Below are 17,218 nucleotides of genomic sequence, written 5' to 3'. Positions count from 1 at the left end.
ATGAAGCTAGGAATCCTCTCTCGCTCGCCTCATGCGTACAGCACCAGGCGTTTGAAGGCCGCAGCGCTCGACCGCGGCCACAAGGCAATAGTTCTCAACACGCTTCGTTTCGCGATCGACCTGACCAGCGACGAGCCCGACCTGCAGTACCGCGGCAAGCCGTTGTCGGATTACGACGCGGTAATACCCCGAATCGGCGCATCGATCACGTTCTACGGACTGGCCGTGGTGCGCCAGTTCGAGCAGATGGACGTGTACACGCCCAACACCGCCAACGGCATCGCGAACTCGCGCGACAAACTCAGGTCGATCCAGATCCTGTCGCGACACAACATCGGCATCCCCGCAACGACCTTCGTTCGCAACCGCAAAGACGTGCTGCCCGCAATCGAACGGGTCGGTGGCGCTCCGGTGGTGATCAAGCTGCTCGAAGGCACCCAGGGAATCGGGGTCATCCTGGCCCCGGACAACAAGGTCGCCGAAGCCGTCATCGAGACGCTGCAGTCGACCAAACAAAACGTGTTGATCCAGCGCTTCGTGGCCGAGAGCAAGGGACGCGACATCAGGGCCCTGGTGGTAGGAGACCGCGTCGTGGCTGCGATGCGGCGCACAGCGCAGCCTGGCGAGTTCCGCTCGAACGTGCACCGGGGCGGCTCGACCCAGATCGTCGAACTGGACGACGAGTACCAGCGGGTTGCGGTTCAGGCCGCCCAGATCATGGGCCTGAAGGTCGCAGGTGTCGACATGCTGGAGAGCACAGACGGCCCCCTGGTGATGGAGGTCAACAGCTCGCCAGGCCTCGAAGGCATCGAGACCGCAACGGGACTGGACGTGGCGGGCGCAATCGTCGACTACATCGCCAGCCAGGTCGACTTCCCTGAGCTGGACGTGCGCCAGCGCTTGTCGGTGTCGACCGGTTATGGGGTCGCCGAACTGCACGTGGGCGAGGCGTCAGACATCGTGGGCAAGTCGATCGTCGACTCGGGTCTGCGCGAGCGCGACATCACCGTGCTGACGTTGAACCGCGGCTCGAAGGTGATCCCTAACCCCAAGGGCAGCAGGGTGCTCGAGTCCGACGACCGGCTGCTGTGCTTCGGTCGGCTCGACGAGATGCGCAGCCTGGTGCCGGCGCGCCGGCGCCGACGGGCCCGCCCTCGTATCCAGCCGTTGCCCGACGACGCCCTGCCCGACGAGGCCCTCCCGGAGGAGGAGTCAGAGCAGTGACGGTGCAGATCCTCCACGCCAACAAGATGGTCGAGATGACCGACCTCGACCATGCCCTCCACGAGATGGGCGACGACGACTGGCTGTGGATCGACATCGGCGAGGCCTCGGCCAACTCGTCACTGGTGGTGCAGGTCGGCGAGGCGCTGGGCCTCGACCCCATCGCCATCTCCGACGCGGTGAACGAAGACGACCTTCCCAAGCTCGACGACTTCGGCGACCACCTTCTGCTGGTGCTGCGCGGGCTGGCCGACGACATGACCACCTACGAGGTCGATTGCTTCATCACCGCCAACCACCTGGTGACCGTTCGCAACACCGAGTCGCCCGCCATCAACGCCATGTGGACACAGTGTCGGTTGCAACCGGGCTTGCTGTCGGGCGGTCCAGACGAACTGGCGGCCCGCATTGCCGACGTGATGAGCAGGCGGATGGCCCTGGTGGTCGAGTCGTTCGACGAACGAAACGACGAGTTGATCGATGCCGCCTTGCGCGCCGACCCCGACCTGATCGCCGACCTCACCGCCGTTCGCCAGGATCTGGCCGAGATAAGGCGGGCAGTTCTGCCCCAGCGCGAGGCGCTGGATCAGGCTCGCCGCGCCGACTCCCCACTCATAACCGTCGGCGGATCGAGGCGGTTCTCCGACGCCTTCGACGTCATCTCGCGTGCCGCATACGGCCTCGACGCGGCCCGCACCGCGCTGGCTGAAACGCTCGACGCCTACCAGGGTTCTGAGGCCAGGCTCGCCACCGACGTCAGCCGAGTGCTGACGATCTACGCCGCCATCATGCTGCCGCTGACCGTGGTGACCAGCTTCTACGGCATGAACTTCGAGAACCTGCCCCTGCTGCGCCGCCAACACGGGTGGGTGCTGGCAGCCACGTTGATGGTGATCATCATGACCCTCAGCCTGGGTATGTTCGTGTCGCTCGGGTGGATGCGGCGCCCCAGCGGAGGCGAAACCACCAAGGCCCTGGGCCGTGGCCTATACGAAGCGGCGCGCACCCCAGTGGTGCTGGTGGCCTCGCTGGTGCAGGCCCCCGTGCGCCCGGTTGCCAAGGGAGCGCGCAAGGCGCTGGCGCGGCGGCCCGCCAGGCGGGTCAGGGGCGACGAAACTCGCTGACCCCGTCCGACAGTGTGTCGGTGGCCGGGTTGTAGACCAGGGTGGCGGTGAACGGATCGAGTTCGATGTCGCCTGCGGGCGCAGCACACGCGAAGCGACCCGCGACGACCAGCGAGTTGCCCGGGCCCGACGCCGACACCACCAACCGCGCCGGATAGTCGTCGCCGTATGGCCGACACGACGTGGCCCGATCGTCTTCCCAAAGCACCCGGTAGGACCACCTCTCGCCCACCGGTTCGTCGACCCAGCCGGTCGCCGAGATCTGGATGGTCTGGGTGCTGCCATCGCCGGGGTCAGAGCCGGTCCAATCGCCGACGAATCGGCCGGGGGCGGGCACGGGCTCTTGGGGGCTGATGCCCACTATCGGGCTCGCCGGACTGTCGGCCCCGAGGCTGCCGAAGAACGGTCGACTCGAGAAGTTGAACACCCCACCGTCGCCGGCCACCATCACGTAACCATCGGCGAAAGCCACCATCCCGTTCACGGGCGCCACCAAGCTCTCGCCTTCTGCCAGCACGCCGGGTATCGAGTTGTTGAACCAGGCGTCGCCGAACGCGAACACTCCCCCATCGGACGCAACCAGCCAATAGCCGTGGCCGGTGGGCGTTGGAACGATGCCAACGACCGGGCCGTCGAGCGCAACCCCTGGTAGCACCTGGGGAATCGACCCCTGGAAGGTCGCATCGCCCAACGCGAAGATGCCGCCGTCGGAGCCGACCATGTAGTAGCCACGACCCGTGGGGGTGGCGACCGAGCTGATGATCGGACCATCCAGATCCAGATCGGAGACATCGCCGAAGGAGCCGGCCGAGCCGAACGCCAGCGCCCGTCCGGCGTCGGTGAACACCCAGTAGCCGTCGCCGGTGGGTGTGGACGACATCGTTGCCGGCACCTCCCCCGGCCGCAGCTGCGCCAGGTCGACGTTGCCGTGGTGCCGCGCGTTACCAAACGCCCACACCCGGCCCAGGCTGTCGAGAATCCAGTAGCCGTCGCCGGTCGGCAGGCGCTCGATGTCGATCGAGGCCAGCACGGGCGGGGCCATCTGGTCCAACAAGTCGCCGTACAGCTCGGCATCGCCGAACGGGTAGACCTGCCCATCGCTGCCCAGAACCCAGTATCCAGCGCCCACCCTGGGGACGACCACACTCGATTCGGGCGACCGCTCGCCGACCCCGGCAGAGTTCACCCCCACGACGGTGAACGTGTAGCTGCTGGCGTTGTTCAACCCTTCGACCACGGCCTCGTTCGTGGCAACCTGCAGCGAGGCGATCGGGTCGCCGGACCCGACCGGGCCCGCCCAGGCCTCGACCCGGTAGGTCGACACCGTGTTGACCGGAGGCGCCCACCACAGCTGTGCGGTGCCGTCGCCGGCAAGAGCCTGTGGACGCCCGGGCCTTTCCGGCACCCTCACCGAGGCGACCGGCGTGGCCCTGTCGGACATGGCCGAGGCGTCCGAGTTTCCCACGGCGTTCACGGCCGTCACCGAGAAGCGGTAGGCGGTGCCGTTGGTGAGCCCACCGAACAGCACCTCGGTGGCGGGTGCCTGCACGATCTGCTCGGCGCCGCCCGGGCTGGCGCGAACGACGTAGTGCTCGATCGCGCTACCCCCGTCGCCGGGAGCGGTCCACGACACCTGCACCCAGCCATCGCCCGCCGAGGCGAGGGGAGCCGACGGACGCGCGGGCGGCCCGGCAGGCACCACCACGGCCGATGCCGCCGATGGCGCAGAGGCACCAACGTCGTTCAGAGCCTCGACGGTGAAGGTGTAGGCGGTGCCGTTCTGCAAGCCCTCGAAGGTCACCAGCGTCGTGCCTGCGCCCACGTCGAGCGAGCCGCCCGAAGGGCTGGCGGTGATGCGATAGCCCGTGAGCTCGGCGCCACCGTCGTCGGCCGGTGGGTTCCACCACACGACTGCGCTGGCGTCGCCGGCGCTGACCGACGGAGCCGCAGGAGCCGCCGGTACCGCTGCCGGCACGAAGCTCGCCATCACGCGGGTGCCGGCGCCAACACATCCCTCGGTGGTGTGCCAAGCCACCACGGCTCGACCCGAGCCAGACACTGCCACGACGGGCTCGAAAGCATCGCTGCCCGCAGGCACGTCGGTTATTCGCCGAGCCGGACCCAACGCAGTGCCATCAACGCCTATCGAGCGGGTCCAGATGTCGTAGCGCTCGTCGCCGCGGGCTTGGTCGTCGCCATCCCACACCACGATGTAGCGGTCGTTGCCGGGGTCGAAGGCCACCGAAGGCGAGAAGGCACCATAGGCCGCAGACCCGCTGGGCCCCATGTCAGACACACGAATCGGTTCACCTACCGGTGAACCGTTGGCACCTATCCGACGAGCCCAGATCTCCCACTCGTCGGCACCGGTGGTGGCGTCGCCACCCGAACCCGCCCACACGACCAGCCCGCCGGGGCGGTTGGTGTCGACGGCGATGTCGGGGCCGCCGGTGTCGTTGTTTATCGACGCCGTACCCTCCGATGCCGCCCAGCGGGTGCTTACCACCACCGGATCGCGGCCCTCCAGAACGGTCACCTGGATCTGTCCGGTGGAGCCACCTGCCACCAGCATCCGACCGGTGAACGGGTCAACCGCCACGGCGGGTTGTTCGGCGATGTCGACCGCAGTGTCGACCACGAACGTCGGCCCGCTCGCCTGGCCCAGGTGATCGACCCTGCGTCCCAACAGACGGCGCGAGTTGGCGTCGACCCACACCGCCACGAACTCGTCCTCGCGAGCGGCGTCGTAGGCAATGTCGGGCAGGCGACCGATCATCGGCGCGGCTGCCCCGTCGCTGATGGTGTGGGAGGCGCCGATGGGCTGACCTGTCGAAGAAACCAGCTGGGCCTCGATGCTCGACCCGATGATATCGTCCGCGCCTGAGGGGAACACCACCACGTAGCTGTCGCGGGTCAATCCGGCGCCACGCATGGCGTTGTAGGCGATGGCCGGATTGGCCACGATCTCTGTCGGGGCGCCTGGCTCGACCGTTTGGCTCACGCGCACCACAGGGCCTGGCTGGGGCGCGGCGAAACCCGCTCCGACCAGGCTCGATGCAACCTCGTTTCCGGCTGCGCCCGTGAACCCGTCGGTCTCGAAGACGGCTACGACCCTGTCCGAGAACGGGTCGGCGGCCAACGCAGGGAACTGGTGGGCAGAGCATCCGGACTCGCTGAGGGCTACGGCACCCTGGGTGGCGGCCGAGCCGGCCGGAACCAGGGTGGCTGTGGCCGCGACCATGGCGACGACCGCTGTGGCGGCGGTGCGTCGGTTTAGGACACGAGGGGGCATATATGTAGCGTGGCACGCCAAGGGGCAAGGTGGGAACCACGCGACACGACAGGGGGACACGATGCCTCAACCAGGTGCAGAACCGGTGGTCGATTGGTCACACGATTGGGACCACCACGACGAAGCTTGGGTCACCGACCCTTACCGGGTGTGGAACCAGATGCGCGGCGAGTGCCCCATGGGACGTACCGCCCGCTACAACGATGGCACCTGGTTGCCGCTGACCTACGACCAGTTGCACGCCATCGCCCACGACACCGAATCGTTCTCGAACAAGCACTACGGCATCACCGCCGGAGGCACCGACTACAACCGGTCGCACATGCCGCCCATCAACAGCGACCCGCCAGACCATCACGCGATTCGGCGTCTGATTCTGCCGTTCTTCGCCCCGCGAGCCATCGAGTCTTGGCGAGGAGCGATCGAACAGCACTGCGTCGAACTGGCCGAGTCGATAGCCGGGCGTGGCGAGGGTGATGCGGCGATCGACTACGCGCAGCACATCCCCGTGTTCGCGATAGCGGCCATCCTCGGCATTCCTCACGAGCAGGGCGACCAGTTCCGCGAATGGGTGGTCGATTTCGTCGAGCGCGGTGCTGTCGACCCCGCCCTGCGCATCTCGGCCCAAAACGAGATCCTCGCCTACATGGACACCCAGATCGCCCACCGCCGCGCCAACCCGGGCGACGATCTGATCAGCTTCCTGGTGTCGGCCGAGCTCGAAGGCGAACCCCTCGACGACGACACCATCAGACGCGTCCTTCAGCTGCAGCTGGTCGCCGGTATCGACACCACCTGGAGTTCGATCGGTGCGGCCATGTGGCATCTGGCGACACACGCCGACGACCGGCAGAGGCTGGCCGCCGAACCCGAATTGATCAGCACCGCGATAGAAGAGTTCCTGCGCGCCTATGCACCGGTGAACGTGGCCAGGATCATCGCAGCCGACACCGTCGTCGACGGCATGGAGATGAAGGCCGGCGAGTCGGTGATGATGTCGTACCCGATCGCGTGCCGCGACCCGCAGAAGTTCGACAACCCAGACCAGGTCATCATCGACCGAGAGGTCAACCGCCACATCGCGTTCGGGGTGGGGATACACCGCTGCCTCGGATCGAACCTGGCCCGCCTCGAGATGGAGGTGGCGTTGACCACCTGGATGCGGTTGATCCCCGAATTCGAGCTGGCGCCGGGCGCCACGGTGCGATGGTCTGAGGGCCAGATACGCGGGCCCAAGCAGATACCCATCGTCGTCAAACCACCAACCGCGTGAACAGACTGGACCACCGATGAAAGACACCTACCGGCCAGGCGTCACCGCCGCCGAGTTGACCCCCGAGTGGACACCCAAACCGGCGCCGCCCGATGATGCCCCCAACGTTGTGGTCATCGTTTTCGACGACACCGGCTTCTCGCACTTCGGCTGCTTCGGCTCGGACATCGACACACCCAACATCGACCGCCTGGCCGCCGGCGGGCTCAGGTTCACCAACTTCCACACCACCGCTTTGTGCTCGCCAACCAGGGCATGCCTGTTGAGCGGACGCAACCACCACTCGGTGGGTATGCGCTTCTTGTCCAACGTCGACACCGGCTTCTCCAATTGTCGAGGGGTCATTTCGAAGTCGGCCGCGACCTTCGCGGAGATTCTCAACGCCAACGGCTACGCCACATTCGCCCTGGGCAAGTGGCACCTCGCCAACCTCGAAGACTGCGGACCGGCCGGCCCCATGGACCACTGGCCGCTGCGCCGTGGCTTCGACCGCTTCCACGGGTTCCTGGGCGGGGCCACCGATCAGTTCGCTCCCGAGCTGGTCATCGACAACCATCCGGTCGACCCTCCGTCGGGCGACGGCTATCACCTGTCGGAGGATCTCGTCGATCAGGCGATCTCGATGATCTCGGCGCAGCAGGCCACCGCGCCCAACCGCAAGTTCTGCACCTACCTGGCCTTCGGAGCGACCCACTCTCCGCATCAGGCCCCACAGGCGTACCTCGACAAGTACAAGGGCCGTTATGACGACGGATGGGACATAACCAGGCAGCGCTGGTTCGAACGCCAGAAGCAGCTGGGGGTTGTACCCGCCGACGCCGAACTGTCGCCGCGCAACCGCGGAGTCGAGGCCTGGGACGACCTCGACGACGACGCCAAGAAGTTGTACTGCCGCATGCAGGAAGCATTCGCCGCCTTCCTCGACCACACCGACGACCAGATCGGCCGGCTGGTCGATTACCTGGAAGGCGCCGACCTGCTCGACGACACCATGATCGTGGTGATGTCCGACAACGGGGCCAGCCAGGAGGGTGGCAAGCACGGCAGCGTCAACGAGAACGCCTATTTCAATCGCAAGAAGCAGTCGATCGGTGACCTGCTCGATCACTACGACGAGATCGGCGGACCCACGCTGTACAACAACTACCCGTGGGGCTGGTCGCAGGTCGGCAACACCCCGCTGCGGTACTACAAGCAGAACACCTACGAGGGCGGCATCCGCGATCCGCTCATCGTCCACTGGCCGCGCGCTATCTCCGACGCCGGCGGTGTGCGAGACCAGTACCTGCACGTCATCGACATAATGCCGACCCTGCTCGATGTGGCGGGCATCGACGCGCCCTCGGTATTCAACGGAATCGACCAGCAGCCCATAGAGGGGCGATCGTTCCGCTCGATATGGCAGTCGGCCGAGGCCGCACCCACCCGCACCACCCAGTACTACGAGATGTTGGGTCACCGGGCAATCTGGCACGAGGGCTGGAAGGCGGTGACCCTTCACCGCCAAGGCACGCCGTTCGAGGAAGACGAATGGGCGCTGTACGACACGACGACCGACTTCGCCGAGATCCATGACCTGTCCGAGCAGCAACCGGAGAAGCTCCGAGAGCTCATAGACATGTGGTGGGCGCAGGCCGAGCAGTACGGCGTGTTGCCGCTGGACGACCGCGGTGTCGAGTTGTTCGTGTTGAACCGGCCGGGAGCCACCTCGTCTGCTGCCGTGCAGCGCTTTCCCCGGGGAGTACCTCACCTCGAACGCTCCAAGATTCCCGACGTACGCAACCGCTCGTGGGAGATAGGCGCTTCGGTCGATTTCGCCGAGGGCGACAACGGTGTACTGGTGGCGTTCGGTTCGCGCACCGGTGGCCTGAGCCTGTACGTCGACGGCGGGCATCTGGCGTTCACGTACAACAATCTGGGCAATCCGATAAGGCTGGTCGCTGACGTCGCCGTAGCACCGGGCCGCCAGGAGCTGGGGGTGGCGTTCGCGAAGACGGCCGAGCACCACGGCGTGGCCACGCTGTTCGTCGATGATGGCTCGGGACGCAACGAGCTGGGTTCGGTCGAATTCGACACCATGCCGTTCCGCCAGTCGCTGTACGGAATGGACGTCGGCCGCGATTGTGGCCCCACGGTCACTGCGGCCTACGCGGGACCCAACAACTTCTCAGGCGCCCTCGATTGGGTCGAGTTTCGGCTGCAGAATGACCGAGACGATCTGATGAAGGCCGCGGCCATAGAGGCCGAGAATGCGCTGGCCGACCAGTGACACAGAGGCCGAGAATGCGCTGGCCGACCAATGACACAGAGGCCGAGAATGCGCTGGCCGACCAATGACACAGAGGCCGAGAATGCGCTGGCCGACCAGTGATGCCAGCGGCGGTCAGGGAGTGAACAGCCGCGCCAGGTAGCCGGCGGCCAGTGGCTGCAGCTCGCTGACGTCGCGATCGAGCCCGGCGTCCAGAAGCGACTTCATCAGGGCCCACGCCAGTTGGCTCGAAACCGACGCCGCGTACATGAACTTGGTGCGGTCGGGGGTCATACCGTGGAGCCGCTGGTGCTGTTCGACCAGTGCCTCGACCACCGGGAAGAACGAGCTGGCGACGGGCCCCGCGTCGAGGGCGATGTTGGTGACGGCCCGTACGTATCCGGGGTGGGCCATGGCGGCGAAGAAGTCGGGGGCGCTGTGCCCCTGACTCTCGGCCTCGTAGAACTCGCGCCTCACCTGGTCGTATGCCTTGGCGAAGATGTCGGTTGCCGACCCGAAGTAGTGGTGGATCAGGCCATAGTTGACCCCGGCCCGGTCGGCGAGGCGCCGACCCGAGATGGCGGTGGGGCCGCGGTCTTCGAGCATGCGGCACGCGGCTGCGACCAGGCGACGCTCGACCGCTTCGCGGCCCTCGCCCTGTGGCACCTGCGGATCTCTGGGACCGTGCGACACGATTTTGCGGGGACGGGGCAGGTCGCCTGCGAAAGGCCCCAGACCGCCCTGCAGTTGATGCACCAGCAACACGGCAGGACTGCGGAAATCGAAGTCTGGGCCCAAACCCGAACCGACCGTCAAAGCTCGACCGTGTAGTTCGATTCCGAATTGGAGGCTCACCGACAACCCCACGATGGTGTCGCGGTGATCGACGTCGAGGTCGGGCCGGAGGATCTCGAGCCCGCGCTTGTAGCGCCGCACCACGGGGCTGTCGGTGCTGAGTCGCATCGCCGAGCCGTCGACCAAGACGTTGGACAGAGCCCGCACAAACGTCTCGTGACGACTGAGGATGCCGGGCGTTGGCACCAGAGCACCGTCGGGAAACGCATCGGCCATGAGCCGCTCGGTCAGCTCGGCAAGGCCCGCACGCATGAGGTCGTCCTTGGTGCCGAACAACCTGTGTATCTGCCCATAGCTGACACCGGCGGCCGCTGCCACCTCGCGGCCCGACACCGACGACGGTGCACCTCGCGACAACATCACCACGGCCGCGTCCAGCAGGGCCTGGCGCGAGTCTGTGCTGTGAGCCGGATCGAAAGCCACCGTAGCCATATGGCTAAGCTAGCCGGTCACATAGCGGGCCAGTCCAAACGCCCGTACTCACAAACCTGGGGGAACCGAGATGGGCATCTCGTCGCAGCGGCACGGACCTGCCGAAGTAATCACCATCGACAACCCCGAAGCGTTCAACGCGATCACCCACGCCGACGCCGCGACGATCGCCGAGATCATCCACAGCGCATCGCGCGACCGCAGCTGCCGGGCGGTGGTGTTGGTGGGGGCCGGCGACCGGGCCTTTTGCGCCGGCATCGACGTCAAGTCGGTAGCTGCCCGCGACTCGACCGCGTCGCACGAGCATGCCGACCGTGTCGACCCCATCGTCGAGCAGTTCGAGGGGCTCCACGTGGTGCTGGGCAACGCCATCCGGGCGATACACCGTTCTCCGCTGCCCGTGATCGCTGCGGTGAACGGCCATGCGATCGGCGCCGGTTTCGCACTGGCTGCGGCCGCCGACCTTCGTGTCGCCAGCAGCGGCGCCAAGTTCGCAGACGGCTTCATCGGCCGGGGCATCTCGGGCTGCGAGCTGGGCCTGTCGTACTTCCTGCCCAAGATCGTCGGCACGACGCTGGCGTTCGAGTTGATGTCGACGGGCCGGCGTATGGAGGCGCCCGAGGCACTGGCCTCGGGGTTGGTGACCCGTGTGGTCGACCCCGAACAGCTCGTGGACGTGGCCCTCGAGTTGGCGTCGCAGCTGGCTTCCATGTCGCCCACCGGCGTTGCAACCACCAAGGAAGTGATGTGGGCCAACGTGCACGCGGCCAGCCTGGACCAGGCCTTGGCACTGGAGTCGCGCAATCAGGTGATGGTGCGCAATACCGCAGACGCGGCCGAGGCGAGGCGGGCCTTCCTGGAAAAGCGCACGCCCGAGTTCGGCGCACCTGCCACCCCCCGACCCATCTGAAGCCGACTTGATTTTGCGCCTGGTTTGAATCGTCTGAGACGGTCGGCCTATGGTGCGTGAAGCCAAACGGCTAGGTCGCATCCTGTTGAGGCGAGCGACCGTTCTTTTACAGGGGAGGGTTTTGGTGACCAACACCAAGTCGCGACTGTGGCGCCTACTGGCACTGCTGTTCGCATTCAGCATGATCGCAGCCGCATGTGGCGGCGATTCCGACAGCGATAGTTCATCGTCCAGCGGCGATGGCGACGCCACCACCACAACGACTCAGGCACAGATCAACACCGACGTAGCCGAGCAGACCACCACCACCGAGGGCGAAGAGGCCACGACTACAACCGAAGCGATGATGGAAGCATCGGGCACGCTTCGTATGGTCGAGTTCGCGCCGGTGACCACGTTCAACCCGGCAGGCGCCCAGACCGCTCAGAGCGCGTACCTGTACCCGGTCTACGACACTCTGACCCGCCAGACCAACGACCTGACGCTGGTTCCGGCGCTGGCCACCAGCTGGACCAGGCCAGACGACGTCACCTGGGAGTTCACGGTTCGTGACGACGTGGTCTTCCACGACGGCGCTGCGTTCAACGCCCAGGTTGCGGTCGACAACATCAACTACCACGCCAACTTCGAGGGCAACCCCAACTCTGCGACTTGGGGGAGCCTGGTCGAGGCCAGGGTCATTGACGACACGACCTTCCAGGTCGAGTTCTCGGGCCCTGCTCCGCAGTTCCCGCTGGAGATGTCGATGGTCATGGGCATGATGATCAGCCCGAACTTCCTCGACGGCACTGACCTCACCCGTAACCCTCAGGGTTCGGGCCCGTGGATCTGGAACGATGGCGATTCCGAGGCCGGCGTGACCGAGGTCTTCGACCTCAACCCCAACTACTGGAACCCCGCCGACCAGGGTGTCGAGCGTGTGACGGTGACCCTGGTCGCCGACAACAACGCCCGCATGAACGCACTGCTCACCGGCGAAGCCGACATCATGGCCACCACTCGTGACGCCCAGATCGACACCGGTCTCGACGGCGACATGAACCTGATCTCGGTGCCGAACTACTTCCCGGTGCTGATGATCATGGACCGCGCCGGCGAGATGGAGCCACCGCTGGCCGATGTCAGGGTTCGCCAAGCGATCCTCAAGGCCATGGACCTCGCGGCCTACAACGACTCGATCCACGCAGGACGAGGAGACGGTCTCGGCGGAATGTACCCGGCCGCTTTCAGCCAGTTCTACATTCCAGAACTCGCCGTCGATACCTACGACCCTGAAGGCGCCAAGGCGCTGCTCGAGGAAGCGGGCTACGGCGATGGTCTGACCATCCACATGCCGATGATGCCCGCCATCAACCCGCACATGGACATCGTCGTCCAGATGCTGGGCGCCGTAGGCATCACCGTCGAGATCGACCAGATCAACAACGGCGAGCTCGGACCACGGGCACGAGGAGGGCAATCAGCCCTGACCTGGAACCGCATCCTGCTGGTACACCCGGCCAAGGACCTGGGCCTTCTCGTATGCCCAGATAGCCCCTACAACCCGTTCGGTCTCGAAGACGTCGCGCAATTGTGCGAAGACTTCAAGGCGGCAAACGCCGAGGCCGATCCGGAGCTGGCACGGGCGATGTACGGCGAAGTCACACAGGGTCTCATCGACCTCGGAGTGATGGTTCCACTCGGACACGGCGGCCAGAACGCCATGTACCCATCGAACGTCACCGGTGTAACGATGGGCCTCAACATGCAGGCTCCGATGCCCTACGGCGTTCGCGTCGACGGCTGATCGAGTCGGGTTGGCGCTGAGGCGCTGACCACACGAAGATGACGGCCCGGGACGTATCAAAAGCGTCCCGGGCCGCACTTACCTTGGGGGTAGCGAGTGCTGAAGTTGTTGGCCACACGCCTGATGGCCGCAATTCCGATGATGTTCTTGGTGGCGACGCTGGTGTTCTTCTTGGCCCAGCTCAACCCGGTAGACCCGGCCGCCACACTGTTGGGTGACGATGCGTCGCTCGAGGCCATTGCGGCCAAGCGTGAAGTGATGGGCATCGACCGACCGCTCATCGTCCAGTACGGCGACTGGATCTCCAGCGCCGTCACCGGCGATCTGGGCCAGAACTGGTTCAATGGCGAGGACATCACCACCGAGCTGCGCGACCGCATACCGGTGACGCTGTCGATGGTGTTCGGAGCGCTGACCGTCGCCCTCATCGTGGGCAACACCCTGGGCATAAGTGCCGCCCTCAAGGCCGGCCGCTGGCCCGACCGCGTTATCACCGTGGTGTCCTCGCTGGGTCTGGCCGTTCCCAACTTCTGGATCTCGATGGTGTTCTCGTACTACTTCGGCGTGAAGCTGGGGTGGTTGCCCGCCATCTGGCCCACCCAACGCCCCGGCACGATCATGGAATGGGTCAGGCCGCTGGTGCTGCCCTGTATTGCGCTGGGCATTTCCTCTTCTGCAGCAATTGCCCGCCAGTCTCGATCTTCGATGATCGGCGTGCTGCAGCGCGACTACATCCGCACCGCTTTGGCCAAGGGCATGCCTGTGCGCCGAGTGGTCTTCAAGCACGCCATGCGCAACGCAGCCATTCCCGTTGTGACGCTGGCCGGCTTCCAACTGTCGGCCCTGATCGGCGGCGCGATATTCGTCGAGCTGGTCTTCAACATCCCGGGCCTCGGCAACTGGGGCGTCGATGCCATCTTGCGTTCCAACATCCCGGTGATCCTGGCTTTCGTCATGGTCGCAGCTTTGACGGTGGTGTTGGTCAACATCCTGCTCGACCTCAGCTACGCCTGGCTCAACCCGAAGGTGAGGCCCGAATGACAGCTCACGTAGAGCCAGAACAGGTGATCGCGACCGACGACGTCGACGACGCCGGTGACGATTCGCCCAAGACGCCGGGCCGTTTCTGGGTCAGGATCCGCCGCAACAAGATCGCCATGGCTGGTCTTGCATACCTGATCCTCATATCGCTGGTGGCGATCTTCGCCCCATACCTGACGTCACACGACGCCATCTTCGCGACCCGCTTCCAGGACATTCTGTTCAGCCCGGGCGAGGGTGGCTACATCCTGGGAACCGACCACGTGGGTCGCGACCTGCTGACGCGCATCATGTTCGGTGCTCGTTATGCCCTGATCGCAGGGCTCGAAGCCGTGGCCGTTGCGCTTGTCATCGGCGTGCCGCTTGGCCTCACCATCGGCTATTTCCGTGGCTGGGTCGACCGCATCATCATGCGAGGCGTCGAGACCGTGGTGGCCGTCCCCGCGGTTGTCATGGCCATGGCCATCATCGCCGGCCTGGGCCCAGGCCTCACCAACGCCATGCTGGCCATCGGCATCGTGTACTCGATGATCATCACCAGGCTCACCCGAGCCGAGGTGTTCGCAGCCCGCGAAGAGCTGTACGTAGACGGAGCCCGGGCCGCCGGAGCCGGCAGCAACCGCATCATGTGGCGCCACATCCTGCCAAACGTCGCTCCCCCACTGATCGTGCAGACCACCCTTCTGTTCGCTCAGGCGGTACTGGCCGAGGCGGCCCTGAGCTTCCTGGGCCTTGGCGCCACCTCCAACCAGGCCAGTTGGGGCCGCATGCTTCGAGACGCACAGAACAGCATCGACCGCACCATCTGGCCGGCCATTCCACCGGGCCTGATGGTGTTCTTCACCATCGTGGCGTTCAACGTGCTCGGCGACGGTCTGCGCGACGCATTCTCGCGCGAAGCCCGCGGCGGCAAGGTCGGCGTCGGCGACGTCGAGGCCGTTCCCAAGAAGCCCGACACCAAGCCGGTGCCCGAGCGTTCGCTGCTGAGCCTGCGCGACCTGTCGATACGGTTCCCCCGCCCCGGCACCCGTGAAGATGTTTCGGTGGTACGCGACGTCGACCTCGACATCGGTCGCGGCCAGGTACTGGCGCTGGTTGGCGAGTCGGGTTCTGGTAAGTCGATCACCGCCCTGTCGCTGATGGGTCTGGTGCCAGACCCTGGCCGGTCCTCGGCGTCGTCGATCGTGCTCGACGGCAAAGAGCTGGTGAACATGGACTTCGACGATCTCCGCTCGATCCGCGGCAAGGAGATCGGCATCATCTTCCAGGAACCTTCAGCGGCCCTCAACCCGGCCTACACGGTCGGTCGCCAGGTGGCCGAGCCGCTGATCGTTCACCTGGGCATGAACAAGGAGCAGGCCCGCGAGCGGGTCATCGAGCTGTTCCGCGAGGTCGGTATCCCCGACCCCGAGAAGCGCATCGATGCATTCCCGCACCAGTTCTCTGGTGGCATGGCCCAGCGGGTCATGATCGCCATGGCACTGTCTTGCGAGCCCAAGTTGCTGATCGCCGACGAGCCCACCACGGCGCTCGACGTCACGGTGCAGGGCCAGATGCTCGACCTCATCGCCGACCTCGCCCGCGACCGCGAGGTGTCGGTGCTGCTGATCACCCACGACCTGGGTGTGGTGGCCGATCTCGCCGACAAGGTAGCGGTCATGTACGCGGGCGAGATCGTCGAGACCGGCGATCTGGCCAAGGTGTTCAACGACCCGCAGCACCCCTACACCGAGGGCCTCATCACGGCCATCCCGCGCAACGAGTCACGAACCGGCTCTCTGCCCACCATCGCCGGTGTGGTGCCGCCGCCATGGGAGTGGCCCGACCACTGCCACTTCGCAGCTCGCTGCCAGTACGCCACCGATGCCTGCAAGGCCGGGCCGGTCGAGTTGCGCGAGAGCAAGCACTCGATAACCCGGTGCGTCAGAGCCGACGAACTGAAGCTCATCGGAGTGAAACGTGCAGGAGTGGTCGCCGTGGCCACCGACGGAGGTGAGTCGTGAACAAACCACTCCTCGAGATCGAAGATCTCAGCATCACCTTCCCGGGTGGTCGTGGCGCCCTGCCCTGGCAGCGCCTGCCCGACGTCAGGGCCGTGCAGCATGTCAGCCTGTCGGTCGACCGTGGCGAGACGGTTGGCCTGGTAGGCGAATCGGGCTCGGGCAAGACCACCATCGGTCGAGCGATCCTGCAGTTCATCCGGCCCTCAGGCGGCACGATCCGCCTCGGCGATTTTGATGTCACCGGGTTCGGTCGCTCGATCCCCAAGCCATACCGCAAGGCGGTGCAGGTGGTCTTCCAGGACCCGGTCGGTTCGCTGAACCCATCGATGCTGGTCGGCGACATCATCGGCGAGCCGCTGAAGATCCACTTCGACATGGACGAACGGTCTCGCACCAAACGTGCCGGCGAGCTGCTCGAGCAGGTGGGTCTGCAGAGCCACCATCTCAACCGCTTCCCTTACGAGTTCTCGGGCGGTCAGCGCCAGCGCATCGCCGTAGCGCGCGCCCTTGCCACCAAGCCCGACCTGCTGGTGCTGGACGAACCGGTGTCTGCACTGGATGTGTCGACCCAGAGCCAGGTCATCAACCTGCTGGAAGACCTCCAGAAAGAGACCGGCGCCGCCTATCTGTTCATCGCCCACGACCTGGCGGTTGTGCGCCACATCTCGACTCGAATCGCGGTGATGTACCACAGCCGCATCGTCGAGACCGGCACCGCCGACGACGTTTGCGAGCGGCCCACCCACCCTTATACCGAGCTGTTGCTGGCGTCGATTCCCGACCCTGACCCCGAGGTGCAGCGCGAAAGTCCGACCGTCGGCGCGAGCTCACCAGGGGCGTCGCCGGAGCGTCGGGCCGGGCCCCCACCAACAGTTGCCCGTTCGCCGAACGCTGCCCGCACGTCATGGACGTGTGCCACCAGTCGTTCCCCGAATTCGTGCCTACCCAAACCGGAGGCACGGTGGCCTGCCACCTTCACACCTCGGGCCCCAAGCTCAACGGCGCCCCCATAGCCTCGATCAAAACCCCC

11 protein-coding genes are annotated in these 17,218 nt (G+C 65.8%); 9 read left to right on the top strand and 2 right to left on the bottom strand.

Annotation, left to right across the window (positions count from 1 at the left end; all coding sequences use genetic code 11):
* Both rimK and R2770_19960 read left to right on the top strand, forming a co-directional pair.
* Positions 1–1,224, top strand: a complete 1,224-nt coding sequence (gene rimK, locus R2770_19965) for a 30S ribosomal protein S6--L-glutamate ligase (protein MEZ5282741.1) — start codon at positions 1–3, stop codon at positions 1,222–1,224.
* Entirely contained in the window at positions 1,221–2,348 is a 1,128-nt protein-coding gene (locus R2770_19960; GenBank protein ID MEZ5282740.1) for a magnesium transporter CorA family protein, read from the top strand. Before rimK ends, R2770_19960 begins: the two co-directional genes overlap by 4 nt.
* Here the strand turns inward: R2770_19960 and R2770_19955 are convergent.
* Positions 2,326–5,640 (bottom strand): fibronectin type III domain-containing protein, encoded by a 3,315-nt coding sequence (locus tag R2770_19955; GenBank protein ID MEZ5282739.1) that lies wholly within the window; start codon positions 5,638–5,640, stop codon positions 2,326–2,328. The genes R2770_19960 and R2770_19955 overlap by 23 nt on opposite strands.
* Before the next feature lie 61 nt (positions 5,641–5,701).
* Here R2770_19955 and R2770_19950 point away from each other — a divergent pair, with 61 nt between their 5' ends.
* Positions 5,702–6,913 carry a cytochrome P450 gene (locus R2770_19950; protein MEZ5282738.1) on the top strand — a complete coding sequence of 404 codons (1,212 nt, stop codon included), beginning with the start codon at positions 5,702–5,704 and terminating at the stop codon, positions 6,911–6,913.
* Between the two features lie 16 nt (positions 6,914–6,929).
* Entirely contained in the window at positions 6,930–9,182 is a 2,253-nt protein-coding gene (locus tag R2770_19945; protein MEZ5282737.1) for an arylsulfatase, read from the top strand.
* Positions 9,183–9,296: 114 nt separating this feature from the next.
* Here the strand turns inward: R2770_19945 and R2770_19940 are convergent, their stop codons facing one another.
* Positions 9,297–10,448, bottom strand: a complete 1,152-nt coding sequence (locus R2770_19940; GenBank protein ID MEZ5282736.1) for a helix-turn-helix domain-containing protein — start codon at positions 10,446–10,448, stop codon at positions 9,297–9,299.
* Between the two features lie 70 nt (positions 10,449–10,518).
* Between R2770_19940 and R2770_19935 the strand changes: the two genes are divergently transcribed.
* The 5 genes from R2770_19935 (at position 10,519) to R2770_19915 (ending at position 17,201) form a co-directional block, all read left to right on the top strand.
* Complete coding sequence (locus R2770_19935; GenBank protein ID MEZ5282735.1) at positions 10,519–11,358, top strand: enoyl-CoA hydratase/isomerase family protein; 840 nt, start codon at positions 10,519–10,521, stop codon at positions 11,356–11,358.
* A gap of 124 nt (positions 11,359–11,482) precedes the next feature.
* Positions 11,483–13,144, top strand: coding sequence for an ABC transporter substrate-binding protein (locus R2770_19930; protein MEZ5282734.1), 1,662 nt, complete (start codon positions 11,483–11,485; stop codon positions 13,142–13,144).
* A gap of 96 nt (positions 13,145–13,240) precedes the next feature.
* Complete coding sequence (locus R2770_19925; protein MEZ5282733.1) at positions 13,241–14,185, top strand: ABC transporter permease; 945 nt, start codon at positions 13,241–13,243, stop codon at positions 14,183–14,185.
* Positions 14,182–16,188 carry a dipeptide/oligopeptide/nickel ABC transporter permease/ATP-binding protein gene (locus R2770_19920; protein ID MEZ5282732.1) on the top strand — a complete coding sequence of 669 codons (2,007 nt, stop codon included), beginning with the start codon at positions 14,182–14,184 and terminating at the stop codon, positions 16,186–16,188. Before R2770_19925 ends, R2770_19920 begins: the two co-directional genes overlap by 4 nt.
* Complete coding sequence (locus tag R2770_19915; protein MEZ5282731.1) at positions 16,185–17,201, top strand: ATP-binding cassette domain-containing protein; 1,017 nt, start codon at positions 16,185–16,187, stop codon at positions 17,199–17,201. Before R2770_19920 ends, R2770_19915 begins: the two co-directional genes overlap by 4 nt.
* Positions 17,202–17,218: the final 17 nt, after the last annotated feature.

The sequence above is a fragment of the Acidimicrobiales bacterium genome, from assembly GCA_041394185.1.
Classification (GTDB): Bacteria; Actinomycetota; Acidimicrobiia; order Acidimicrobiales; family Poriferisodalaceae; genus JAAETH01.
This window is presented reverse-complemented; position numbering and strand designations above follow the sequence as displayed.